Origin of the sequence: Solibacillus sp. CAU 1738 (assembly GCF_039888725.1) — a bacterium.
Lineage (GTDB): Bacteria > Bacillota > Bacilli > Bacillales_A > Planococcaceae > Metasolibacillus.
Window position 1 is genome coordinate 43,068 of record NZ_JBDQQN010000004.1, and the last position, 24,509, is coordinate 67,576.

Genomic DNA, 24,509 nt, shown 5'->3' on the forward strand with positions numbered 1-24,509 from the left:
AAGTATACCTATTTGTTCATTTCTATTTATGCTTTAATTCAAGATCCTCTATGCACCTTTAGATGAACTACTATCAATCACAAACTTCAGGTGTACCTTCACGTTTTGCTGCTTTAAAGCTTGTTCCACACCCACATGAAGCAATTGCATTTGGATTATCGATTGTGAAGCCGCCGCCCATGAGGGATTGTTTGTAATCAATTTTTGTACCCATTAAAATTGGCGCATCAAGACTTGCTACAACAATTTGTAAGCCATGCTGCTCGTCTATAAAATCATCATCGTGTTTTTCTGTATCAAAAGCCATACCGTATGAAAGTCCGCTACAACCGCCGCCTTTAACTGCGACGCGTAAATAGGAGCCCTCTTCTTCGTTATGTGTCATCATCTCTTTTACTTGAAATGCTGCTGCTTCTGTTAATTCGATTACTCGTTTCGCATTCATCACAGTCACCTTCTTTCTTATTATTCATCATATCAATAGTGTTTAATAGTTGACAACAAAACTGCCTTCAAATGTTGCTTATTTTGTGATTGATTTTTCCATAGAGATGTTATAATTATCCTATACATAAATAATAGCGAGGAATGATTTTATGGAGTTATCACCGTTTTATGAAAAAAAGATAGACTGTTTGCACTGCAAAAAAAGCTTTCCTACTCTAAAAGTTCGTTCCAAATTCATAAAAGTAAAAGATACAGAAAGCGACTTTCATCCCGTTTATACAGATGAAAATGTCAATGCACTGTATTACAACGTATTTGTTTGTGAGCATTGCGGATTTTCTTTCACTGAAGATTTCTCTAAATATTTTGCACCTGGTGTGAGTGAAGTGATTGATGAACAAATTACAAAGAAATGGGTTCATCATGATTTCAAAGGCGAGCGTACTGTATTCCAAGCGCTGCAAGCATATAAATTAGCTTGGCTATGCGGTACAATAAAAAAAGAAAAATTCGTTGCACTTGCAGGCTTAACACTGCGTATAGGATGGCTTTACCGTTCTTTAAATAATGCCGGTCAAGAAAAACGTTTTTTGCAAATAGCTCGCGATTTATATACTGAGTCGTATTCAACTGAAGATTATGCTAGCACACAAATGTCTGGTGTTCGTATTATGTATATGATTGGTGAATTATCTCGTAGAATTGGTGATTTTGAAACTGCCACTCGCTTCTTTTCAAAAGTTATAGAAAATCAACGTGTCGGTGGCGAGGCAAAGCTAGTGGACATGGCAAAAGAACAATGGGAAATCATTCGCTCAGAACGTAGTAAAGTATAAAACAAAAAATAAGAGCAGTCTCAAAACTTCGAGGCCGCTCTTTCCATTTATTAAAATACTTGTTCAACTTCAATGATACCTGGTACTTCTTCTAAAAGTGCACGCTCGATACCTGCTTTTAATGTAATTGTAGAACTTGGGCAGCTTCCGCATGCACCTAGTAAGCGTAATTTTACGATACCATCTTCAATATCAACTAATTCGCAGTCTCCACCATCGCGTAATAAAAATGGACGTAATTTATCTAAAACTTCTTGTACTTGTTCATGTTGTTCTGTATCTGTCATTTCTCTCGACTCCTTTCACTAAAATTATTATAATGTGAACAAACTAAAAAAGCCAATATTGAATGACGAAAGGTTGGAATTATAATGGAATCAACAAAAGCTATAATTGAAATTTACGGCGCAAATATTATTTGTGCAAGTTGTGTAAACGCACCTTCTTCAAAAGATACATATGAGTGGCTACAGGCAGCTATTGATCGCAAATATCCTAATCAAACATATAGCATTCGATATATTGATATTGAGTCACCATTAGAAAATGACCGCGATAAAGATTATGCAAATCGCATAAATGAGGATGAGTTTTTCTATCCACTAGTTTTAATAAATGATGAAGTTGTTGGTGAAGGCTATGTACAATTAAAGCCTGTTTTCTCCGCGCTTGAAAATTTAGGTTATACTCCAGAAATGTAAAAAAAGTGTCCTAAAAATACAATTTCGTATTTTAGGACACTTTTTTTAATTTATATATTTCTATCTTTATAGGCTTTTAAATAAATTATTTGCGTATACAAACAAATTGCTTCACTTATGAACTCATCTAATAATTAATTATCATTTTGGCGCTTATACATCCATAGCAAACCGGATTTCATAATGCGAGCTATACGGCCTGTTACCGTTGTATCAGCTAAATGAACGAAACCTTGTTTTTTCCCTAAAGAACCCATAAAGCCTTTTAATTTAATTTCTGGCATTTTCTCTGGTAGTGCTTCATTATTCCAGCGGTGTCTTAGTACTTTTACGATACGCTCTGCCTGTTCTTCTGCTAGCTGCGCACTTGGTGGTAATTCTGAAGATGCACAGTCCCCTACAACATATACATGTTCATCATCTGGTAAATTGAAGTATTGTGTGACAATCGGGCGACCAAATTTGTCTTTTTCGGCTTCCATTTCACGTACTAATTGAACTGGCTGAACTCCCGCTGTCCAAACAATTGCATCTACTTCAATTACTTGATCATGATTATAAAGGCGTGTTTCCTCCACCTTAGTAATATTTGATTCTGCAATTACTTCTACATTATGTTTCGTAAACCAAGATTTTACGTAATTACTTAACTTTTCTGGGAAATCACGCAAAATACGAGGTGAACGGTCAAATAGTTTAATTTTTAAATCTGCTCGACTTTCGCGTAGCTCACTTGCTAGCTCGATACCAGATAAACCGGCACCAACAATTCCAACAGTTGAGCCTGGTGGTAATCCGCATAGTTTTTCAAAAGTAATGCGAGACTTACCAATTGTTTGAATACTGTATGTGTATTCCTCCGCACCTGGGACTCCGTGATACTTATCCTCGCAGCCTAGCCCAATTACTAGATCATCGTATTCAATAACTTCGCCATCTTCAAAATAAACAACTTTTTCCTCACGATTTATACGACTAATCTCCCCAAAAACCGTTTTTAATCGTGGATGCTCTGGAAAAGTTACACGAATTTCTTTATCCGTTGAAGTACCAGAAGCTAAGGCATAAAATTCTGTTTTTAAACTATGGAATGGTGTACGATCCACTAAAATAATTTCTGTATCTTCTGGAAAATTATTTGGTAATAAGCGTAATAACACACGCATATTCCCGTAACCGCCACCTAGTAGTACTAATTTTTTCATAATTGTCTCCTTCATTCATTATTAATCAGTATGCTCAAATGACTAATATTGAACTTCATTAAATATGTTCACAAAGTATCCATAAGTGAGTATATCTCATTGTGATATGTTTCACAATACATTATCTGAAATTTTGTGAATCTTTTCACAAAAAATGATATTTGACGTATCAAAAAAAACAGCGTAGCATGACTAAGAGTGAGGTGATCGCTGTGAATCCAATGGTTGAATTTTGCATTAGTAATTTAGCTAATGGCGCACAAGAAACGTATGAGGTACTCGAAAAGGACCCTAATATCGATCTTCTTGAATATGGCTGCTTAAGCTTTTGTACGAAGTGTTCGCAATCATTTTATGCACTCGTAAACGGCGACATCGTAGAAGCCGAAACACCGAGTGAACTAACAAAAAAAATCTATGACTACATTGAAGAAAACCCGATGTGGTAAATGAAAACGCCAACAAAAATCTGTTGGCGTTTTTTATATTACTATTTGTAACTTTTAGTTTAAGCCTTCTATGCATGATATTTTAAAAAAACATTAACCTTGAATACTTTGATGTTCTTCATAATGAACCATACAAGCATCAATATAATTAATAATCTCTTCCTTGACAGGGTATAGACCTAGCATGTCTGAAGAATCTTTTGATTTTCGAACCGCCCAAAATTTCTCGATCAATTGCTCATCTCCAGCAAACGTATCCATAGATAAACGATAAATATCATCTGCTAGTAGTTGTGCCGCTTGCGAGGTTGGTGATTTGCCCTCTGCCATATAAAGTTCCACACGTTTTAATATATTTATCCATTTCAAGATAGTACTTTGCGGATCTTCCATTTTAGGTAGATGCGTTGATAAACTAGCTTGCTCGTCCTTATTAAACAATGTTTCCATAGCCATTTTTCGCATTTCACTATGCTGTTGTTTTGTCTTGTCAAACAGCGTTAGCAAATGCCCCCATTGAAGTTTCTCCTCCACCTTTAGCATATGCAATAACGTGTGCGTACGTTTTAATGATGTATCTACTGTTGCTAATTCCATCTGCAACTTTTTCAGGTGAATTTTTAATACTTGTTCAACCGAAATATTGTAAATCACTTGTTGGATTTCCTTTAAAGACATCGAAGTTTCCTTTAATAAGCAGATTTTCTGTAAAAGTAACATATCCTCGTCAGAATAAAATCGATTGCCATTATCATTTTTATACGCTGGTGTTACTAGTCCAATTTGGTCATAATATCGCAAAGTCCGTATAGAAATATTCAATGCCTTGGCTGTATCGCCTGTTGATAAATAATTCAAATAAAGCCCCCCTTTCAAAAAATACTTGCACGTTACGTTACGTCACCAATTAAAGTAAATATAACAGAAAAAGGTACATCAATGTAACTATCGGACCTTTTCTTTTACAGGCTAGCTAAAATGCGCCGTCTTACTTGTCTTTACTTTACGTGATGAGCTACCTACTCTAAGTTGGCTCATTAGGCTCTTTTTTCGGCTATCAAATGCACAAAGATAAGAAAATATTTAACTAGCCCGTGAATTAGAGAGTATTTTGTTTTCGTAATGAACTATAAGAAATATGAAAGTAGGGATTTGTTTTGTTAATTTCAGAAAAACTTTGGGGTTGGAAAGAACTTGTTTTACTATTGGTCATAACACTAGTGATTGTACCTGTAGCGATTGAAACATATATTCAAAAAGCGCTTTTTCAATTATTGGAAAACCCTTTATACTCAGGCACTATAACAGGCGCAATAATGGCGATTATTTTTACATTGAGCATTTATATGATTGCATTAAAACCAAAAGGATTAAGTATGAAGGCTGTTGGACTATCTTCATTTTCTAAAGGGTATTGGAAATGGATTGTATGGTGGTTATTCGTCCATATTTCACTAAGCATTGTCATACTTATTTTAATGGATATTTTTAATATTAGTTGGGAAAATTCTAAAACACAATCATTGCAAATGGATATGACGTGGTTTAATATAACGATCGCTTTTATTTCAGCTGCTATCATTTCTCCTATTTATGAAGAAATTTTTTATAGAGGTTTTTTGTATAAATGGTTACGAGGGAAATGGGGCATCACTGTCGGTTTATTTGTAAGCTCAACTATATTTATGATTGTTCATATTCCAACTTACAATACATTGCCAGTTAATTTTATAACAGGTATGATTTGTGCTTGGACATATGAAAAAACAAGTTCGATCTGGCCAGCAATTATTATCCACGCCTCCTTTAACGGCATTGCTTTAATACTGACTACACTAAACTAAAAAGAACAACTATTTTACTTTTATATATGCAAAATAGATTCTGAAACGGTTAATATTTTAAAATTTACAGTATTAACTTGATTTCTTTATTCCCAAAAAGACGTAATAATTTTATATGTTCTAAGTCAATTGATAAAAATTTTTTTGAGTTTTTTGTCAAGACAATCGCGCTAGCGCACGAGACATAAAGCTGCGTTGTACTGTCTTATACGACTCGTTTTTGCGCTTCATGCAAGGCGCGATTGATAAAGGATTTTCCTTCTGAACCTACTGTTTTAGAGTTTCTTATACTGTAGGGGTCGTATTTACCAAAGTGATTAGAAGGAAACATTTTTTATTTGGCGGGCTTACGTGCGGTATGAACGTGGAGAATGAGACTACGCTCATTTTGTAGGCTCATACTGCACGTACCGCCACCTGCCAAATGATAACCCTCTATATAATAGAAATTTACTAAGAAAAATCACAATCTGTTATTTTTTCAACAGCCTCTGTGGTGATCATATCAAGATATCACCATCCTCGTCGTAAAAGTGGCGTCTGAAAATGAATTTTCAGACGCCACCTTTATAATTATATGCTTTCTAAATTTTCAATGCAGTATGTCGGTTGTTTTTCCTTTTTTTGTACTTGCTCTGTTGGCGTGACACCTGTGTTGACATGAATTGTATCACAACCGAAATTGATGCCACATAAAATGTCTGTATCATAATTATCACCAATCATGACCATTTCACTTTTGTCATACCCGTACTGCGTAGCAATGACTTCTAGCATGACCGGTGACGGTTTGCCAATATATAGTGGCTCCACCCCCGCAACATTCGCAACTAAGCGTACAAACGAGCCGTTGCCAGGTAAAAAGCCATTGTCTGAAGGGAATTTTATATCTTCGTTTGTTCCGATTAACTGGGCACCATTTTGTACTGCCAAGCACGCCTTTGCAAGTTTCACATAATCAATTGTACGGTCAATCCCCATTACAAATGCATCTACTTGCTCCTCGTCACTAAACTTAATGCCTTCCTCTTCTAAAGCGGTACGAATACCATCCGAACCGATCATTTGTACTTTAGCATTTGGATAATGCTGGGCGATATATTTTGCTGTAACGAGCGCGCTTGAATAAATATGCTCCACTGGGGCATTAATACCGATCTCCGCTAGGGTTGCTTGTAATTGATGCGGCGTTTTCGAAGAATTATTCGTAACATAAAAAAGCTCGATACCTGCTTCTTGAAGCTTATGAATAAAAGAAATAGCAGTAGAAATACCTAACTTGCCTCGATATACCGTACCGTCTAAATCGAAACAATACGCCTTATATTGCTTCATTTTGCATCCTCTGGTAAAAACGCTGATACAGGGCCAAGTTCATTTATTAAGTAAGCATTTACTTTGCTAGAGAATTGTTTCATTGCATGTAGCGAGGATGTTAATACTTCGACAACTTCTGCATGATCTACTGCGATAAACTCCCGCACAAGCATTTTACGCAAACCAACTACAGCTTTTAATGGTGCATCCATTTCTGTAGTTATTACTTTTTCATCGACTAAAATATCGATAATATCTTCATAGCTACCTGGATCGCGCATTATAAAACCATCAATCATTAAGTTACCAACATCCATCATAGCTTCCATTACATTATGTCCAATGCGCTCTACAGCAAGTATTGTAATATCATCTTTTAACCAATTTTCCTCGCGATCAAAAATAGTTAAAAGCTCATCTAAATGGTTTAAATTTAAAGTTATTTTGTTTCTATCTACGAAGTACATAAATAGGCCCCCTAATTGATAAAAGTTGATAGTGTTTTCTTATATATAGTAACATATTCTAGAGATGGGGAAGGAGATTGAACAGATAATGGAAAGATTTTTCTTATATGATGATGTAGAGGACACAAAGACGCGTTTTGTGAGTTTTGCTGGTAAAACACAGCGCTACGATTTAGCTATTTTACAAAGTAGTCGATTCTTTGGTAAAGTGCTAGTTTTGGATATTCAGTTTGGGAGATTTGCGATAATTGGGCCAGATGATGTGGAAGAACCAGGCTATTTAGAGCAAGTGTATAATCGCTCTGAAGCTGAAACAGAAGATTTACGTGAATATTTGACAGAGCTATTAAGTTAAAAAAAGTGCATTCGCATCCGTTTAGCTGCGACAAGCGCTTCGTTTTTAATTAAAAAAAGTAATGTTCTTCAAAAATAAATAAACGGCACTTTTTGTTCGATCGTGAACAGAAAGTGCCTTTTTCTTTTGCTATTTCGTTTATTTTTCTTTCTTGTACACGAAAGCGTCCGCTGAAACGGAAATCAGCGGCATCGAAGAAAAAGCAATAGCCTAGACAATTTATCGTCTAAACCATTGCTTAAGTTCATTTTTATATTTTTCAGTGCCCACGGATTTTCTCAAGCGCCATTTTCATATGCACTTTATTCTACTGATTCTACTGATTCGACAGCTTCTTCAACGGTTTCTACAACCGCTTCTGTATAAGGTGCGCGTCCTGTTTTTTGTACGATAAAGTACGCACAGCCAAAGTTACAATATTCGAATAAATAATCCTCAAATGTACTAATCTTTGTATCAAATGTCGACTTTTGATTTTTATCATCAAAGAAGCCTTTTAATCGGAGCTGTCCATAACCCCAGTCCCCTACAATATAATCGTATTTCGCTAATATATCAGAATAACGTGCTAAAAATGCATCTTCTTGAAATCCATCTCGCACATTTTCTATAATTTCGTATGCATAGCCTTCTGCTATAATCATTCAGACACCACCAATCTTCTATCATCCATGTTAAGCAATGTTACGCTCGAAATCAACATCTTACACTTCCACTTTTGCTTGACGTTCTTTTGTGGCAGCATTAACTTGCTCATCAGCATGATAACTACTACGCACTAATGGACCAGCCTCACAGTGAGAAAACCCTTTTTCCATCGCAATTTTACGCAGTTTGCCAAACTCAAGTGGTGTGTAATATTTTTGCACTGCTAAATGTTTCTTTGTTGGCTGTAAATACTGACCAATCGTCATAATGTCGACATTGTTTGCACGTAGGTCATCCATTACTTCTAAAATTTCATCCCACGTTTCACCTAGGCCGATCATTAATGATGATTTTGTCGGAATATCAGGTTGCATTTCCTTCGCACGACGTAAAAACTCAAGTGAACGATCATATTTTGCACGTGCACGTACTCTCGGTGTTAATCGGCGTACTGTTTCGATATTATGATTTAAAATATCTGGTTTTGCGTCCATTAACAGTCGTAAGTTTTCTTCAGCACCGCTTAAATCTGATGGTAATACTTCAATGGACGTAAATGGGTTTTTACGGCGAATGGCACGAACTGTTTCTGCAAATACTCCAGCGCCACCATCCTTTAAATCGTCACGAGCTACCATTGTAATAACAATATGCTTTAAATTCATAATCGCTACTGAATCAGCAACGCGCTCTGGCTCTTCTAAATCCAGCTCAGTCGGTAAACCTGTTTTAACTGCACAAAAGCGACAAGCACGTGTACAAATCGAGCCTAAAATCATCATAGTAGCTGTACGGCGCTCTCCCCAGCATTCGTGAATATTTGGACAACGCGCTTCCTCACATACCGTATGCAAGTTATTTTCACGCATTAATTTTTTCAAGCCTTTGTATTCATCGTTAGTATTTATTTTAATTTTTAGCCAGTCAGGTTTTCGTAAATGCTCTTCAGTATTACTAGTAGGTTTACAAGATGTCATTAAATTTTCGCCCCTATCAATTTCAATAACTTTACTACTTCTGTCAATGTAACATATTCCCACAATTGCAACAACTAACTTTCGAAAACTATTTTATACTATACTTTACTCACCATTTGGAATAGGAACCGGTACTTCTATTGACGGCTGTGTCCCTTCTCCTCCATTTGTATATATATGAGGTACTTTTCCACTAACAAGGCCAATTGCTACGGGAATAGACTGCTCTACTGTCGCAGATTTACTAGCAAATGGGACTATTATTTGTACATTTACTTCTAAATGTATATTAACTTCGACTATAAGATTATTAATACCAAACTCCGTATAAGTTGTTTCTACATCGCTATGTACATTACCAATAATATGAAAGCGAATCGGTATTTTCGGACCTAAATTTCCAAGTAGAGGTAAATTAGCTGCTTGCCCTAATGGAACAAAAAATACAATTCCATCTCCTGCTTGCATTTCCCCAACATCATATTCTACATTATCTAAATTTGGTAAGTGTGTTAAGTTTCCACTTTCCGCTTGCTCTAAATATTCCTTTACAAGCGCTGTCGTTTCTGCACGCACTTGATTAATTATTTCTGTATTAATTTTTGCAGAGATCATTCCATTTGACCCTTCTGGCATTTCATCGAAAATCTCATTTATATCTAATACACTCGATGTTCGAGAATTAATTGCTTTACTAATCACAAATGATGCCACTTTATGAGTTTGTACTTCTGCATATTGTAAATAAATCGGCATTAGACGTGAATTAATAAAATACAAAAAATAGATTGTAACAGCGATCAGGCTAAAAAGTAATATAACTATATAATTCCCTTTACGCTTTTTTTTCCTAAATTTCATACCCTTTCTTTGACGAGAAAACACAAAAATCCCCCTTGCTCTAAGTTATGAGAAAGGGGGCTTGGACTATTCTGTTATGACATAATCCGTTTCAATTTTTTCTATAGTAATATTAGGATAATCAAATAAGCTAAATTCATATGTAGTATTAATAATATTGTCATCTTCCTCAAAAACACGTACTAAAGGACGAGATGGATCGACATCATTTTGTTTGGATACAACTGCACGACGATTGTCTGATAATACTAAAACCGTACCGTTTGGATAATGTACTACACTATTCTTCAAAGCAGCAACTACACGTGCATCATAAAGAGTACCACTACCTGCTTCTAGAATGGCAATCCCTTGCGACGGAAACAGCTTATCACGGTATACTCGATTCGATGTAACAGCATCAAATACGTCTGCCACACCAATAATTTTGGCAAAAGGATGAATTTCAAAATCAACTAACCCTCGTGGATAACCACTTCCATCAATTCGTTCATGATGCTGAAATGCACAGTGTGCTACGAGTAATGAAACCGAATGAAGATTACGTAATAAATCAAAACCGTAGCGAGTGTGCAGCTTCATTTCATCGTACTCTTCATTTGTTAATTGGTCCGGTTTTTTTAAAATCTCAGGTGGAATTAATAGCTTGCCAATATCATGTAACATAGCGCCTATACCGATTAATCGCAAATCATCGTACGAATAGCCCATTTCTTTCGCAATAGCAATGGAGTACATCGTCACTTGAAATGAATGATGATATAAATACTCATCATAAATATAAGCATCCGTTAATATCGTTAATATTTCATCACTATTTAAAATAGCATCTAATAATCCTTCCACGATATTGCAAATTGCTTTCGACTGCTGATCAAGCACATATGACGCCTGATTATGTTTAACTTTTTTAATGGATTCAAAAGACTGTGTAATACTATGTACTGCTTTATTACGAACTGCAGGTTGTACTGTTTCTTCAATTTGTATCCCCTGCGAAATAGTATCTTCAATATACAAATATTGAATATTTAATTGCCGCAAACGGTTAATAATTGGATCACTAACAACTACATTTTTTTGTAATAAAGGGTGCCCTGCTTCATTCCAAATCGTTCTCCCAACGACCATGCCTTCTCTCAAAACATCAATTGATATTAATCGCATGTTACTTTTTACCCCAATCCTTCAGTTACATTATGTTATTATAAAGGCAATTCCCTTAACAGAGAATATATAAAGTTTTAACATACAAAATTCACTTTTCCGTATTCTCTAAAAATATCTCGTAAAAATAGCGGTAAATAGTATTCTTTTTTTGCATATTTAAAATTCGGGAAAAAGTAGCCGAATGTGAACATATCTAAAGTCACTAATTTGTACGTACGTTGTATGTCCACCACATTACCACGAATAACAAGCTCACGATTTCCGTTGACTTTAAAATCATACGTTAACATTTTGCCAAAAACAATACCTCTAAAGCCTAAACCTTTCAATTGCAAATTTGGCCACTCTTCGTTGTTGGACTGTAAATATACTTCTTTTAACTCGGCCCCAGTTAACTCGATAACACATAAATTGATCGGGTGCGGTAAAATACCATGAATATCATAAGCAGAAACATGTCCTTTATTTAAATCATCTAAAAAAATACCTGCATTAAACATAGCACAATCTGCTTTCGTATAATCAAGTATCGATTTTGCAAATAAATCAGATAACTGCGAATAATGGAACCACTCTTTATAGTATGGGCGGTGCGTCGTAAAAATAGGAGCAGATAATTGTTTTTTGCCTTCTCTTGACATTCGTTGTAAATAATTTTCTTCATCTTTCGAACTTGGTAATAGCGCGTTTTCAATAAGTGTCTCTTGTTTAGTAATAGTTTTCGTCTCATGATCAAATTCCAAAGTTAAATGACCTGTAAACTGACCAAACTTTCCGCCACCTGTTAATAATACACCTTCTACAAATTTTCCTTGTTCCAATATATGATGCGTATGTGCACCAAAAATAACATCAATTGCCGGACATTCACTTGCTAGTGCCTCATCTTCTGTTATCCCTAAATGTGAGAGGCATATAATGATATCCACTTGCTCCTTTAATTGCTCTACGACTTGAATAATTGCAATACGTGGCTCAGAAACGTCCCAATTTAAGGCTCTATAAAACGCATCATATTGTGCTGTTGCACCAACTACTCCAATTTTTGTTCCGTATTTTGTAGTTAATATCGTGTAAGGCTTTAGCCAAGTTGGATTTTGACCATTTAATGCTTGGATATTCGCTACAACGACATCAAATTCCGCTTCATTATACAATGTATAAAAATCTTCATGCGCTAATGTAATACCTTCATTATTTCCGATTGTTACTACATCATAGGCGGCTTCATTTAACATTTGGACATTGCCTTTGCCAACTGTAGCCTCTGTGAAAATATTTGACCGGTCTATATGATCCCCGATATCAAGTAAAAAGCTAGGTTCTCCTTTTTCTGCTAATAGTGCGCGCTGTGTACGAATATAGCTTTGTGTACGTGGCCAAAACTCAAAATGACTATGTACATCATTCGTATGGAAAAAATGAATTTTTTCTCGCACATTCGGCACCTTCTCTCGCTTAAAATAATCCATCTAAAATTGAACGAATTCCTAGTAATAGTAAAATAATTCGTAATGCAAATACGAGTGTTTCGGACTTTAGTTTTTTATTAAGAGCCGCACCTATTTTAGCCCCTAAATACGCGCCTGGAATAACAGGTAATGTATAAAGCCAAGGTACATTCCCTAAATAAATATGACTAGCAGAGTTGACGATTGATGTTAAAAACACTAAAAACATCGATGTCGCAACGGCAACATGTGGCGGGAATAAGAATAAGATAAGCATTGCCGGCACAATCATCGAGCCGCCGCCAATTCCAAATAACCCTGACATACAACCGACTACAAATGTTAATAGGAATGCAAACCAAATTGGATAACCGTATACATATTCTTTTCCTTCATTATCGATATATGTACGCTTCATACCGTGCTCTACAAACCATTTTACTGGCTTTAATTTATCACGTATGAGTAAAATTGTTGCCAAAATAATGAGTAATATTCCGAAGTATAAATTAAAAGAGGGCAAATCTAACCCTTTATTAATCCACGCACCGACCATTGTACCCGGTACACTACCTGCAAAGAAAATAAACCCTGTTTTATAATCAACAGTACGCGATTTCATATAAGATAACGTTGAAGCTAATCCTGTAAAAATCATCATAATAACCGACAAACCAACTACTGTCTGCGGTGTAATATCCGGAATAAAGCCTAAACTAATTCCGATAAAAAGTGTTGCTGGTACTAAAATCACACCTCCGCCAAGACCGACAAGTGCCCCGATAAGTCCCGCGCTAAGTGCAATAATAAATAGTAATGCAAATTCCATTAAAACTCTCCTTCAAATATATTCAGTTGCTTTGGTGAAAGGCCATTAAACTGAAGACGTAGCATACTTTGCAATAACTTTGCATTGCTCGCTGCATGTCCCCCAGAATTATTATTTAGTAATACAAAAACTTGTTTTCCTTGTGAGCGTAATGTTTCAATATGATGTGCCATTTGCTGCAATTCTTCACGATTATAATCATATAAAAAGCGTACTTTGCGCCAATTATCCCCGTGCCCAATATTACGCCAGCCATGTACATTGCGCCCGTGCATCCGGATGAGTGCTTTCGTCGATGTCGCAATCGGCACAAAAGGCACAGAGCCAACACCCGCTTGCGGCTCATCACATATCGTATGAATCAGTTCGTTTTCTTCAAGAAAATCAAATATTTTCCCTTTCATGTTACTAGCGTACCACGTTTGGTTACGAAATTCGATAGCTATTGGGAAAGCTTGTAATTGTTGCTTGATGTAACGAATATACTGAACATTTTTGGCTGTACAATCAAACCACGGTGGAAATTGCACTAGTATCATTGCTAATTTATTTCGAAACGTGCTTGCACATTCAATAAATGAATTGAACATATCATTGCGAGTTTCATATGGCAAATCCTCACGAAGATGCCCCGTCATTCCTTGATAGGCTTTTAACACGAACGAAAAATTTTCTGGTGTATCCTTGCACCATTTTTCAACATGCTCTTTTCTAGGAATAGCATAAAATGACGTATCGACTTCCACTACTGGGAAATGACCACTATAATCAAATAGCTTATCTTTTGCAGACGTTACTTCGGAATATAGGTCAGGGTGATCTCCCCATCCAGTTAAACCAATTTGTATCATTGCGCCTCTCCTCTATTTATAGTATTTATTAAAACAATTCCATAGTTCATCACTTTATTTTGATATTATAATATCAAATATGTAGATATTTCTTCTATTTTACAATATCGAGTAAGTAAATAAAAAATCGAAATCATCCAATTAATAAACCTACAAAAGTAAACTATTGTTACGAGGTTTTAATTTTACGAAAACAGGTTGCTATGAAATTTTCCGTTCTATTTTTTAAATTTATACAAACATACGCGCTATAATAAACACCTATAATTTTGCTGACCTGTGCGTGGTGCCAGGTCTTTTTTTAAAATAGTTTTCGTTTTCCATGAATTAATTTAGTTTTTTTACTCATACTATTCCATGCATGTAAATGCTATAACGAAAGGAAGTGCGTGTATGGGAATACTAAGCGGAAACCCAAAAGATGAACCATTACACTATGGTGAAGTGTTTGGTGTTTGGACAAATCTGGCAACAAATTATGGAATGATTGCTGGATATCAAACATTTTATAACCACACTGGTGATGAAGATTTAAGAAAAATTATTGAAGATATCATCCAAGGGGCTCGAGAAGAAGTAAAACAATTAGAAAAGATTTTAAAAGTTAATGGTGTAGGATTACCGCCTGCTCCTCCTGAACGACCTTTAGCAAGACTTGAAGATATACCTCCTGGTGCAAAATTTAATGATCCAGAAATTAGCGCTGCCTTATCAGCTAACCTTGCCGCTGGATTAATGGCATGCAGTCAAGCAATGGGAATGTCTACTAGGGAAGATATCGGATTAATGTACGGACAATTTCATATGAATACAGCACAATTAGGTGCACGGTTATTACGCCTTAATAAAACTAAGGGTTGGCTTGTTCCACCACCACTACATGTAGATTATCCACAAAAATAACATTTCTTAAATTGGTTTCCCCAGTTAATACTGGGGATTTTATTTATTTTTTATTTTGAGCACTATATTTATTCTGATTTACTTGTTTTGAGTTCTCAATTTGTTCTTTCGTTAGATCATTTTCTTCACGCACATCTAAATCATCTGGACTTAAATCTGCACTGAATTCTTCTCTCTCTATTTCTTTCTTATTTCCCTTTTCTTTTGACATAATTATCACCTCCGATTAATAAATTAACCATTTTGGAATAATCTATTCTCGAATAAGTAAAAACTAAATATTAACTATACTGTCCCTAGCAACGCTAACGTATATGGGTAACCCTATCAATACAATTGATGAGGATATTTAACTATTTTGCAAAAATTAACTATTAAGTTAGATGATTAACCCTTCTCCTTTCTATAACTATACATACTATAGATTGTGGAAAGGAGGTGTTTTCATGGGAAACTATGAAAATAATAACTACGAAGATAACTATGGTAGACGCAATAGTTCATCATTCGCTCTAATCGTTGTCTTATTCGTGCTTCTAATTATTGTCGGAGCAAGTTTCATGTATTAACATAGACATCTGTAGCTGGCTATAATAGTCAATTAACAATAATATCTCAACACTTCTTTTCTGATTTTTTGTTTAGGGTCACTTTCTAGCGAGTGACCCTTTAAATAGTTTCTATCCTCTTCTCGATAGTTTACTCGCCCGTCCACGGCTTGCCCCAACGCTTTTTCCCATTCAATCGTCTCCCATTACAAAAAAAACACTCGTTAACCTTTTTATCTAAGTGGATTATTTTAATTCTAGTAATTTATTTAGAGCAAATTCAAAATCCTGTATTTCTCCAATCTCTTTAAAATTAAAAAAAGGATTAATTTAGATACTTACTTTGATTAGATAATGCAATCAAAATCACTACCCTAGTTCATTTCCTTAAATTGTTTATTTTAAATGAATTTTTTCGATCAACTAAATAAATGCAATTATCATATACTTATATGCTTCTATTCCTTCGCCACTTTTTTCCTTACATCAACAGTGAACTTTGTATAAAATTACGGTCGCTGGGGAAATTAGAAGTAAGGATAATGTGTTCTTTTACTTGTTTATAACATAAAGAGCACCATATCTAAAAATGAGGAGGTATAACATAGTGGGGACTTTATATAGGATTGCTCTAGTTCTAGTAATTATTGGTGCAATAAACTGGGGACTAATTGGATTTTTCAAATTTGATTTAGTGGCTTATTTATTTGGTGGTCAAACTGCAGTGCTATCAAGATGGATTTATGCTCTTGTTGGAATTGCTGGACTGGTATCTATACCGATTCTTATGAAACCATTAAATGATGAAGAGGATGTTGCTTCCAATTCACATACAAGAGTTAACAACAAACCGAGTTATGACATGGAAGCTGGCAAAGAAGCTGATTTCACAGATATAGAAAAAAACAAAGAAAAATAATTACAATAAAAAATTTTAGTTTATCTCACAGCACAATTTAACCGATGCATATTTTTGAATTTATCAGTTTTATTTTTTTGGTGAATTATAAAAAGGACAAAGACCAGGCTTACAAATGAGTACCCCTGGTCTTTGTCCTTTATTTAAATACCTCATCCAGTTAATTTCTGATTGAGCATATTTTTTGAAATGTTCTTTATCATAAGTAAGTGAACGTTGGGCCATATCGAGTAAGATGTAACAGTTGCCTTTGCTAGTGGGTACTCATATGTGTAAGGGACTGGTGTAACAGCTAAAACACTTTCGATAATAAAAGTTCGCTATAAGTTTGAGCCAATTTTGATTTATTACTCCTGCGTTCCTCCAAAATTACATGTAGATTATCCAGAAAAGATTAAATTTTTTTACGCATAATAGAACCTCCTCTGTACAGACTAAATTTCAGGAGGTGAGATTCATGCCAAACAACAATCAAAATTTCAATCAAAACATGAACACTGAATTTGGAAGTGAGACTGATGTTAACCAGGTTAAACAACAGATCCAACAAGCAGAAGCTAAAAAACAACAAGCTTCAAATTCGAATACTATGAATGTAGAATTCGGAAGTGAGACTGATGTTAATCAGGTTAAACAAAAAATCCAACAAGCAGAAGCTAAAAAACAACAAGCATCAGGTATATTTGGAAATAATGGTTACCAAAACGGTAATAAATAGATTAATTTAACATTCAACCGGCAAAATTTTTTGCCGGTTTTTTTCTACCTTTTTACGACACATTTCACTCAGACTCTATAATAAACACCTTGAAACCCAATGAATTTTGTGGGCAAAATGTAAAAAAAAGTTTCCGAGCATTTAATAACACTCGGAAACCTTTTAAAATCAAGGCTTATTGGATATTAACCAATACTGCCTTCCATTTCGAATTTGATTAGGCGGTTCATTTCTACCGCGTATTCCATTGGTAATTCTTTTGTGAATGGCTCAATGAAGCCCATTACGATCATTTCAGTTGCTTCTTGTTCAGAAATACCGCGAGACATTAAGTAGAATAATTGCTCTTCAGATACTTTTGAAACTTTTGCTTCGTGCTCTAAAGATACGTTATCATTAAAGATTTCGTTGTATGGAATTGTATCTGATGTAGATTCATTATCCATAATTAATGTATCACATTCGATATTCGCACGTGCACCACTTGCTTTCGGACCAAACTTCACTTGACCCATGTAAGATACTTTCCCACCTTGTTTCGCAATTGATTTAGATACAATTGTTGAAGAAGTATTTGGTGCTAAGTGAACCATTTTTGCACCCGCGTGTTGATGTTGACCTTTACCAGCAATAGCGATTGATAACGTCATACCGCGTGCGCCTTCACCCTTAAGAATACAAGCAGGGTATTTCATAGTAAGTTTAGAGCCGATGTTACCGTCGATCCATTCCATTGTACCGTTTTCTTCAACAACTGTACGTTTCGTTACTAAGTTATACACATTGTTCGCCCAGTTTTGGATAGTAGTATAACGGCAGTATGCATCTTTTTTAACAATGATTTCTACTACAGCTGAGTGTAGAGAGTTTGTTGTATAAACAGGAGCTGTACAACCTTCAACGTAGTGTACTGAAGCACCTTCATCAATGATAATTAGCGTACGTTCAAATTGACCCATGTTTTCAGAGTTAATACGGAAGTAGGCTTGTAATGGTGTTTCCACTTTTACACCAGGTGGTACATAGATAAATGAACCACCTGACCAAACTGCTGAGTTAAGCGCAGCAAATTTGTTGTCAGTGTAAGGAATTACTGTACCCCAATATTTTTTGAAAATGTCTTCGTTCTCACGTAAAGCAGAGTCTGTATCTTTGAACACAATACCTAAGTCTTCAAGATCTTTTTTCATGTTGTGGTACACTACTTCAGATTCATACTGAGCAGATACACCTGCAAGATATTTTTGTTCTGCCTCAGGAATACCTAATTTATCGAATGTTGCTTTAATTTCTTCTGGTACTTCATCCCAAGACTTTTGCGTCGCTTCAGATGGTTTTACGTAGTAAGTAATTTCATCGAAGTCTAAAGCGCCAAGGTCGCCCCCCCATTGAGGCATTGGTTTTGTATAGAAAGTTTCAAGAGCTTTTAAGCGGTATTCTAACATCCACTCAGGTTCTTGTTTCATATTTGAGATTTCACGAACGATTTCTTCTGTTAATCCACGTTTTGAACGGAAAATAGATACGTCCTTGTCATGGAAGCCATATTTGTAATCGCCGATATCTGGCATTTTTTTAGCCATTTTTTCTCCTCCGTTCATATAAGAATAGTGCTAAAACGCTGGCTGACCTGCGAAAAGCGTTAGAGTATAATGTAAACCTTAACGATGCCACTTTGGACAGCGATATTCCTTTATATACTTATAGCCCTCTAACAGGAAGCGTTTTAGCCTAGACAGCTCTTTCATAAAAAAGCCTAATTATTTATCTTCGCTTTTTACGCCTTTTTCCATCGCCTTCCAAGCGAGTGTTGCGCATTTTATACGAGCTGGGAATTGTGAAACACCTTGTAATGCTTCCACATCACCTAAATCGTATTTATCTGTATCGAAGTCTTCTCCAAGCATCATTTTCGAAAAAATTTCTGCTAGTTCAAGCGCTTCATCTAATTTTTTCCCTTTAACGATTTGCGTCATCATAGAAGCAGAAGACATCGAAATCGAGCAGCCTTCACCGTCAAATTTTGCGTCTTCAACAATACCATCATTTAATTTTAAAGTTAAATGAATACGGTCGCCACAAGTTGGGTTATTCATATCAATTGTAATATTGTTTTCTTCTAATGACCCTTTGTTACGAGGGTTTTTATAGTGATCCATAATTACGGATCGATATAACTGATCTAAATTATTAAAAGACATCGTTGAAATACTCCTTCGCCGCGCGCAGTCCTGCAACTAAGCGGTCAATATCAGCTTCGTCATTGTACATATAGAAGCTAGCACGCGCTGTTGCAGACACTTGCAGCCATTTCATTAGCGGTTGAGCACAGTGGTGTCCTGCACGTACGGCAATGCCATTCATATCTAGTACTGTAGCTAGATCATGAGGATGTACATCGTTTAAATTAAACGTCACAAGTCCGCAACGCTTCATCGGATCTCGAGGGCCGAAAATAGTTAATCCATCAATTTTCTCCATCTCGTCCATCGCATACGCAACAAGCTTATGCTCATGCGCTTCGATATTTTCTAATCCGATTTCTGTTAAAAAGTCGATTGCTGCACCTAAACCGATTGCACCTGCAATTATTGGTGTGCCGCCTTCAAACTTCCACGGTAGCTCTTTCCATGTTGATTCGTGAGTTCCTACGAAATCAATCATTTCACCACCAAATTCAATTGGCTCCATGTTTTCTAAAAGCGCTTTTTTACCATATAGTACACCAATACCGGTAGGAGCACACATTTTATGCCCTGAAAATGCTAAGAAATCACAATCTAAATCTTGTACATCGATTTTCAAATGTGGTGCACCTTGAGCAGCATCTACTACCATAATTGCACCATTTTCGTGTGCAATTTTTGCAGTTTCTTTGATTGGATTGATTGTACCCATAACGTTTGAAGCCATACCCATTGCAACAATTTTCGTTTTTGGCGTAATAGTTTCACGTACTTTTTCAATGGAAATCGTACCATCTGCTTCTAAATCGATATATTTTAGAGTAGCGTCTTTTTCTTTCGCAAGCTGCTGCCACGGAATAATATTCGAGTGGTGCTCCATATACGTAATAACGATTTCGTCACCTGCTTGTATCGTTTGGCGACCGTAACCAGATGCAACTGTATTTAAAGCAGTAGTTGTACCGCGTGTAAAAATCACTTCTTCTGTAGAACTAGCATTAATAAACTTACGAACCTTTTCACGGGCGCCTTCATAGGAATCTGTTGCACGGTTTCCTAATGTATGAACACCACGGTGGACGTTTGAGTTGTCTAGTTCATAATAATTTTTTAATGCTTCTAACACTTGAATAGGCTTTTGCGACGTCGCTGCGCTATCAAGGTAAACGAGAGGATGCCCATTTACTTCTTGATTTAGCACAGGGAAAAAACTTTTAATGTCTTTAATATTCATTATCGAACTTTCCTTTCGATAACCTCCGTCAGTTGCTTTTTAACACCTTCGATTGGCAGGTTAGTAACAACTGGCGCAAGGAATCCATGAATTACAAGACGCTCTGCTTCTGCTTTCGAAATACCACGGCTCATTAAATAATAAAGCTGAATCGGGTCAACACGTCCAACAGATGCTGCGTGTCCTGCTGTTACATCATCTTCATCAATTAATAAAATTGGATTTGCATCTCCACGCGCTTTTTCAGAAAGCATTAATACGCGAGATTCTTGCTCTGCGTTTGCTTTCGTTGCACCGTGTTCGATTTTACCAATACCATTGAAAATTGATTGTGCTGCTTCTTTCATAACACCATGTATTAAAATTTGACCATCAGAGTTTTTACCCCAGTGGCGAACTTCAGTAGTGAAGTTTTGTTTTTGTGTACCGCGTCCGACAACAACTGTTTTTGTATCAGCTGCAGAACCGTCACCTACTAAATGCGTAATATTTTCAGAAATAGTATCTGAATCGTTCATTAAACCTAATGCCCAGTCGATTTTTGCATCACGTGCAATATGTGCACGACGGTTTACATATGTTGTAAAGCCTTTTGCAAGTACATCAACTGCACCAAAAGTAATTTGAGCATTATCTTTCGCAATTACTTCAGCAATAATATTCGCTTGACCTTTACCTTCTTCAACTGTAGATACGTAAGTTTCAACGTATGTAACAGCAGCAGATTCTTCAGCAACTACTAATACATGGTTGAATAAAGAAGCGTCAGCATTATCGTTTACAAAAACTACTTGAAGCGGCTCTTCAACGATTACATTGCGTGGTACGTATACGAAGACACCACCGTTAACAAGTGCTGCGTGGTAAGCAGCTAACTTATGCTCATCTACCTTTACAGCAGTAGTCATGAAATATTTTTCAACTAACTCACTATGCTCGCGAATAGCTGTTTCGATATCCGTGAAAATAACACCTTTATTTACCAATTCTTTAGAAACTTTAATAAACGCTGGTGTATTGTTGCGTTGGATATAAAGGTTTTCTTGACCTTCTATATCAATTAACGCTCTAACTTCTTCTGGTAGTTCATCTAATGAAGCGAAACCTTCACTTTCCACAGTGTGAATAGGGAAATCTATGAAGTTCCATTTCGTAATATTTGTTTTATCAGGCGTTGGCAATGCTAGCTCAGCCGCTTTTGCTAATGCTGCTTCGCGGAAATCAGCAAACGATTTTGGTTCATTGTTGCTTTGCGAGAACGAGCGTACTTCTTGTGCTGATAACGCCAATTTTGTTTCAACCGTCATCTCATTCGTCCTCCTTAATTATGCTTCTGCTTCTACAGTTTCGTCTTCGATACCTAGCTCTTTTTTGATCCAGTCGTATCCTTCTGCTTCTAAACGTTGTGCAAGCTCTTCGCCACCAGATTTTACAACTTTACCTTGCATCATTACGTGTACATGATCAGGTGTGATGTAGTTCAGTAAACGTTGGTAGTGAGTGATCATTAAGCAGCCGAATCCTTCGCCGCGCATTTCGTTAATACCTTTAGATACAACTTTCAGTGCATCGATATCAAGACCGGAGTCGATTTCATCAAGAATCGCGAATGCAGGCTTAATCATCATTAATTGTAAAATTTCGTTACGCTTTTTCTCACCGCCAGAGAAGCCTTCGTTTAAGTAACGTTGACCCATTTCTTCTGGCATTTCTAAAAAGTCCATCGTTTTGTCTAATTCGCGGATGAATTTCATTAGTGAGATTTCATCGCCTTCTTCGCGACGAGCATTGATTGCTGAACGTAAGAAGTCTGCGTTTGTTACACCATTAATTTCTGATGGGTATTGCATCGCTAGGAAAAGACCAGCTTTCGCGCGTTCGTCAACTTCCATTTCAAGGACGTTCTCACCGTCAAGTAGAACCTCACCTTGTGTTACTTCATATTTAGGATGACCCATAATTGCAGATGCTAACGTAGATTTACCAGTACCGTTAGGACCCATAATTGCGTGTACTTCGTTTGTGTTGATAGTAAGATTTACACCTTTTAAAATCTCTTTACCGTCGATTTCAACGTGAAGATTTTTAATTTCTAAAGTTGCCATTAAATTACCTCCATAATGTTCTTTGCATGGTTTTCCATTGCAGAATTATTGTCATGTTCAATCTTAACTGAAAAGAAGTTTCGTTGCAAATAGTTTAGAATTATTTTAATTAAATAACTAGAACTATATATCATAAAACGTTAGCATATAAAACTACAGTCAAAATCTACTTGCTTATTCACGAATTTTCTATTTTCAATGGACAATGCTTTATTGAGAATATTTTTCATTCCTTTCGGTTATTGTCACCGCATAAATAGACAGTTTAACGTACCTCAACTCGTATTAGTTCATATATTTCCTAAAAAGGATTTTTTTACACTAAAAACTAAGGCAAATTTATTCCTAGTGAGTATTAATAGACGATATTTAATTAGAGGCCTTTTTTTATTAACACATTTTCTTTATTATTCAGATGAAAAATACGTAAAAATAACTTGAAATTTCCTAATAGTATTTACATTTCGAAGTTTTCAAAATAACATAATAAGTATAGGTTGAGTTGAAATTAATCTAAAAGCGAGATAAACGAGGTGCAAAACTTGGAATTACGCCAATTACGTTACTTTGTAGAAGTAGCAGAACGTGAACACATTTCGGAAGCAGCAGAGCATTTGCATGTTGCTCAATCCGCAATTAGTCGACAAATCGCTAACTTAGAAGAAGAACTAGGTACCCCCCTTTTCGAACGAATCGGGCGCAATGTAAAGCTAACACCGATAGGGAAAATTTTTCTAGAGCATAGTATTGCTGCTTTGAAAGCAATCGATTTTGCTGTTAAACAAGTAGATGAATTTTTAGACCCTGCAAAAGGGACAATTAAGGTTGGCTTCCCAACAAGTTTAGCAAGTTATGTTCTACCTACAGTCATTTCTGCCTTTAAAAAGGAGTATCCTAACGTGGCTTTTCAGTTGCGTCAAGGCTCTTATAAATTTTTGATCGACGCCGTTAAAAACCGCGAGTTGAATTTAGCATTACTCGGTCCTATCCCACCAAAAGATGGCCAAATTAATGCAACTGTATTATTTAGTGAAAATATACATGCTTTACTACCTGCAACCCACCCCCTTGCAAAAAACGAGCAAATAAACTTGGTAGACTTACGGAATGACGATTTCGTGTTATTTCCAGAAGGCTATATTTTGAATAAAGTAGCTGTCGATGCGTGTAAATCTGCCGGCTTCTTACCGAATGTTACGTCGGAAGGAGAGGATATGGATGCATTGAAGGGGCTTGTTGCTGCAGGTATAGGTGTGACTTTACTTCCGGAGAGTTCGTTTTATGATTCTTCTCCTCGTCTAACGGTTAAAGTACCGATTGCAATGCCAGCAATTCGCCGTACTGTCGGTGTCATTTATCCAACAAATCGTGAGCTCGCACCTTCTGAACAAGTTTTTTTAAAATTTGTGAATGATTTCTTCTCAAGACTAACTCAATTTCAATAATATATAAGCTATTTTTTAAAGTGGCTTTTAATTTGTTTGTAAA

The 24,509-nt window shown here is 36.0% G+C and carries 29 protein-coding genes; 10 read left to right on the forward strand and 19 right to left on the reverse strand.

The window, feature by feature from the left end; all coding sequences use genetic code 11:
- Window positions 1-73: 73 nt before the first annotated feature.
- Window positions 74-445, reverse strand: a complete 372-nt coding sequence (locus tag AAFN87_RS12960; RefSeq protein ID WP_347791506.1) for a HesB/IscA family protein — start codon at window positions 443-445, stop codon at window positions 74-76.
- Window positions 446-596: 151 nt separating this feature from the next.
- On the opposite strand from AAFN87_RS12960, the gene AAFN87_RS12965 reads away from it, so the two are divergent.
- Complete coding sequence (locus AAFN87_RS12965) at window positions 597-1,283, forward strand: DUF2225 domain-containing protein (protein WP_347791507.1); 687 nt, start codon at window positions 597-599, stop codon at window positions 1,281-1,283.
- 50 nt (window positions 1,284-1,333) lie between these two features.
- Here AAFN87_RS12965 and AAFN87_RS12970 read toward each other — a convergent pair whose 3' ends face one another.
- Window positions 1,334-1,570, reverse strand: coding sequence for a NifU family protein (locus tag AAFN87_RS12970; protein ID WP_347791508.1), 237 nt, complete (start codon window positions 1,568-1,570; stop codon window positions 1,334-1,336).
- Between the two features lie 84 nt (window positions 1,571-1,654).
- Here AAFN87_RS12970 and AAFN87_RS12975 point away from each other — a divergent pair, with 84 nt between their 5' ends.
- Window positions 1,655-1,984 carry a YuzD family protein gene (locus AAFN87_RS12975; protein WP_347791509.1) on the forward strand — a complete coding sequence of 110 codons (330 nt, stop codon included), beginning with the start codon at window positions 1,655-1,657 and terminating at the stop codon, window positions 1,982-1,984.
- A gap of 134 nt (window positions 1,985-2,118) precedes the next feature.
- Here the strand turns inward: AAFN87_RS12975 and AAFN87_RS12980 are convergent, their stop codons facing one another.
- Window positions 2,119-3,189 carry an NAD(P)/FAD-dependent oxidoreductase gene (locus tag AAFN87_RS12980; RefSeq protein ID WP_347791510.1) on the reverse strand — a complete coding sequence of 357 codons (1,071 nt, stop codon included), beginning with the start codon at window positions 3,187-3,189 and terminating at the stop codon, window positions 2,119-2,121.
- Window positions 3,190-3,401: 212 nt separating this feature from the next.
- Here AAFN87_RS12980 and AAFN87_RS12985 point away from each other — a divergent pair, with 212 nt between their 5' ends.
- A complete protein-coding gene (locus AAFN87_RS12985) occupies window positions 3,402-3,638 on the forward strand; it encodes a YuzB family protein (RefSeq protein WP_347791511.1) in 237 nt (78 codons plus the stop codon).
- 93 nt (window positions 3,639-3,731) lie between these two features.
- Here the strand turns inward: AAFN87_RS12985 and AAFN87_RS12990 are convergent, their stop codons facing one another.
- Window positions 3,732-4,496: a MerR family transcriptional regulator gene (locus AAFN87_RS12990; protein WP_347791512.1), complete on the reverse strand. Its 765-nt coding sequence runs from the start codon at window positions 4,494-4,496 to the stop codon at window positions 3,732-3,734.
- A gap of 299 nt (window positions 4,497-4,795) precedes the next feature.
- Between AAFN87_RS12990 and AAFN87_RS12995 the strand changes: the two genes are divergently transcribed.
- Window positions 4,796-5,482, forward strand: a complete 687-nt coding sequence (locus AAFN87_RS12995) for a CPBP family intramembrane glutamic endopeptidase (RefSeq protein WP_347791513.1) — start codon at window positions 4,796-4,798, stop codon at window positions 5,480-5,482.
- A 573-nt stretch (window positions 5,483-6,055) separates the two neighbouring features.
- Here the strand turns inward: AAFN87_RS12995 and AAFN87_RS13000 are convergent.
- Window positions 6,056-6,817 carry a TIGR01457 family HAD-type hydrolase gene (locus AAFN87_RS13000; RefSeq protein WP_347791514.1) on the reverse strand — a complete coding sequence of 254 codons (762 nt, stop codon included), beginning with the start codon at window positions 6,815-6,817 and terminating at the stop codon, window positions 6,056-6,058.
- A complete protein-coding gene (locus tag AAFN87_RS13005; RefSeq protein ID WP_347791515.1) occupies window positions 6,814-7,266 on the reverse strand; it encodes a DUF86 domain-containing protein in 453 nt (150 codons plus the stop codon). Before AAFN87_RS13005 ends, AAFN87_RS13000 begins: the two co-directional genes overlap by 4 nt.
- 88 nt (window positions 7,267-7,354) lie before the next feature.
- Here AAFN87_RS13005 and AAFN87_RS13010 point away from each other — a divergent pair, with 88 nt between their 5' ends.
- The gene (locus AAFN87_RS13010) at window positions 7,355-7,621 is read left to right on the forward strand and encodes a DUF3055 domain-containing protein (protein ID WP_347791516.1); all 267 of its coding nucleotides are present in this window, start codon (window positions 7,355-7,357) and stop codon (window positions 7,619-7,621) included.
- Between the two features lie 302 nt (window positions 7,622-7,923).
- Here the strand turns inward: AAFN87_RS13010 and AAFN87_RS13015 are convergent, their stop codons facing one another.
- From AAFN87_RS13015 to AAFN87_RS13045, 7 genes are all read right to left on the reverse strand, one after another.
- Complete coding sequence (locus tag AAFN87_RS13015) at window positions 7,924-8,265, reverse strand: YutD family protein (RefSeq protein WP_347791517.1); 342 nt, start codon at window positions 8,263-8,265, stop codon at window positions 7,924-7,926.
- A gap of 60 nt (window positions 8,266-8,325) precedes the next feature.
- Window positions 8,326-9,246, reverse strand: a complete 921-nt coding sequence (gene lipA, locus AAFN87_RS13020) for a lipoyl synthase (RefSeq protein ID WP_347791518.1) — start codon at window positions 9,244-9,246, stop codon at window positions 8,326-8,328.
- A gap of 105 nt (window positions 9,247-9,351) precedes the next feature.
- The gene (gene yunB, locus AAFN87_RS13025) at window positions 9,352-10,107 is read right to left on the reverse strand and encodes a sporulation protein YunB (protein WP_347791763.1); all 756 of its coding nucleotides are present in this window, start codon (window positions 10,105-10,107) and stop codon (window positions 9,352-9,354) included.
- A gap of 66 nt (window positions 10,108-10,173) precedes the next feature.
- Window positions 10,174-11,274: an HD-GYP domain-containing protein gene (locus tag AAFN87_RS13030; RefSeq protein ID WP_347791519.1), complete on the reverse strand. Its 1,101-nt coding sequence runs from the start codon at window positions 11,272-11,274 to the stop codon at window positions 10,174-10,176.
- A 77-nt stretch (window positions 11,275-11,351) separates the two neighbouring features.
- Window positions 11,352-12,716 (reverse strand): bifunctional metallophosphatase/5'-nucleotidase, encoded by a 1,365-nt coding sequence (locus AAFN87_RS13035; protein ID WP_347791520.1) that lies wholly within the window; start codon window positions 12,714-12,716, stop codon window positions 11,352-11,354.
- Window positions 12,717-12,735: 19 nt separating this feature from the next.
- A complete protein-coding gene (locus AAFN87_RS13040; protein ID WP_347791521.1) occupies window positions 12,736-13,557 on the reverse strand; it encodes a sulfite exporter TauE/SafE family protein in 822 nt (273 codons plus the stop codon).
- On the reverse strand, window positions 13,557-14,408 hold the full coding sequence (locus AAFN87_RS13045; RefSeq protein WP_347791522.1) for a DUF72 domain-containing protein: 852 nt from the start codon (window positions 14,406-14,408) through the stop codon (window positions 13,557-13,559). The genes AAFN87_RS13040 and AAFN87_RS13045 overlap by 1 nt, the downstream gene beginning before the upstream one ends.
- Before the next feature lie 393 nt (window positions 14,409-14,801).
- Here AAFN87_RS13045 and AAFN87_RS13050 point away from each other — a divergent pair, with 393 nt between their 5' ends.
- Entirely contained in the window at window positions 14,802-15,311 is a 510-nt protein-coding gene (locus AAFN87_RS13050; RefSeq protein WP_347791523.1) for a DUF3231 family protein, read from the forward strand.
- 43 nt (window positions 15,312-15,354) lie between these two features.
- Here the strand turns inward: AAFN87_RS13050 and AAFN87_RS13055 are convergent, their stop codons facing one another.
- Window positions 15,355-15,522, reverse strand: a complete 168-nt coding sequence (locus AAFN87_RS13055) for a hypothetical protein (RefSeq protein ID WP_347791524.1) — start codon at window positions 15,520-15,522, stop codon at window positions 15,355-15,357.
- A 235-nt stretch (window positions 15,523-15,757) separates the two neighbouring features.
- On the opposite strand from AAFN87_RS13055, the gene AAFN87_RS13060 reads away from it, so the two are divergent.
- The 3 genes from AAFN87_RS13060 to AAFN87_RS13070 all read left to right on the forward strand — a co-directional run bounded on the left by AAFN87_RS13060 (window position 15,758) and on the right by AAFN87_RS13070 (window position 17,496).
- Complete coding sequence (locus AAFN87_RS13060) at window positions 15,758-15,880, forward strand: YjcZ family sporulation protein (protein ID WP_347791525.1); 123 nt, start codon at window positions 15,758-15,760, stop codon at window positions 15,878-15,880.
- 586 nt (window positions 15,881-16,466) lie between these two features.
- Entirely contained in the window at window positions 16,467-16,778 is a 312-nt protein-coding gene (locus AAFN87_RS13065) for a DUF378 domain-containing protein (RefSeq protein ID WP_347791526.1), read from the forward strand.
- Between the two features lie 382 nt (window positions 16,779-17,160).
- Entirely contained in the window at window positions 17,161-17,496 is a 336-nt protein-coding gene (locus AAFN87_RS13070) for a gamma-type small acid-soluble spore protein (RefSeq protein WP_347791764.1), read from the forward strand.
- A gap of 185 nt (window positions 17,497-17,681) precedes the next feature.
- Here AAFN87_RS13070 and sufB read toward each other — a convergent pair whose 3' ends face one another.
- From sufB to sufC, 5 genes are all read right to left on the reverse strand, one after another.
- On the reverse strand, window positions 17,682-19,079 hold the full coding sequence (sufB, locus tag AAFN87_RS13075; RefSeq protein ID WP_347791527.1) for a Fe-S cluster assembly protein SufB: 1,398 nt from the start codon (window positions 19,077-19,079) through the stop codon (window positions 17,682-17,684).
- Between the two features lie 177 nt (window positions 19,080-19,256).
- The gene (gene sufU, locus AAFN87_RS13080) at window positions 19,257-19,697 is read right to left on the reverse strand and encodes a Fe-S cluster assembly sulfur transfer protein SufU (RefSeq protein WP_347791528.1); all 441 of its coding nucleotides are present in this window, start codon (window positions 19,695-19,697) and stop codon (window positions 19,257-19,259) included.
- Window positions 19,687-20,916 (reverse strand): cysteine desulfurase, encoded by a 1,230-nt coding sequence (locus tag AAFN87_RS13085; RefSeq protein WP_347791529.1) that lies wholly within the window; start codon window positions 20,914-20,916, stop codon window positions 19,687-19,689. The genes sufU and AAFN87_RS13085 overlap by 11 nt, the downstream gene beginning before the upstream one ends.
- The gene (gene sufD / locus AAFN87_RS13090; protein ID WP_347791530.1) at window positions 20,916-22,223 is read right to left on the reverse strand and encodes a Fe-S cluster assembly protein SufD; all 1,308 of its coding nucleotides are present in this window, start codon (window positions 22,221-22,223) and stop codon (window positions 20,916-20,918) included. Before sufD ends, AAFN87_RS13085 begins: the two co-directional genes overlap by 1 nt.
- 18 nt (window positions 22,224-22,241) lie before the next feature.
- A complete protein-coding gene (sufC, locus tag AAFN87_RS13095; protein ID WP_347791531.1) occupies window positions 22,242-23,021 on the reverse strand; it encodes a Fe-S cluster assembly ATPase SufC in 780 nt (259 codons plus the stop codon).
- A gap of 542 nt (window positions 23,022-23,563) precedes the next feature.
- On the opposite strand from sufC, the gene gltC reads away from it, so the two are divergent.
- Window positions 23,564-24,466, forward strand: a complete 903-nt coding sequence (gltC, locus tag AAFN87_RS13100; protein WP_347791532.1) for a glutamate biosynthesis transcriptional regulator GltC — start codon at window positions 23,564-23,566, stop codon at window positions 24,464-24,466.
- The last annotated feature ends 43 nt before the right edge of the window (window positions 24,467-24,509 follow it).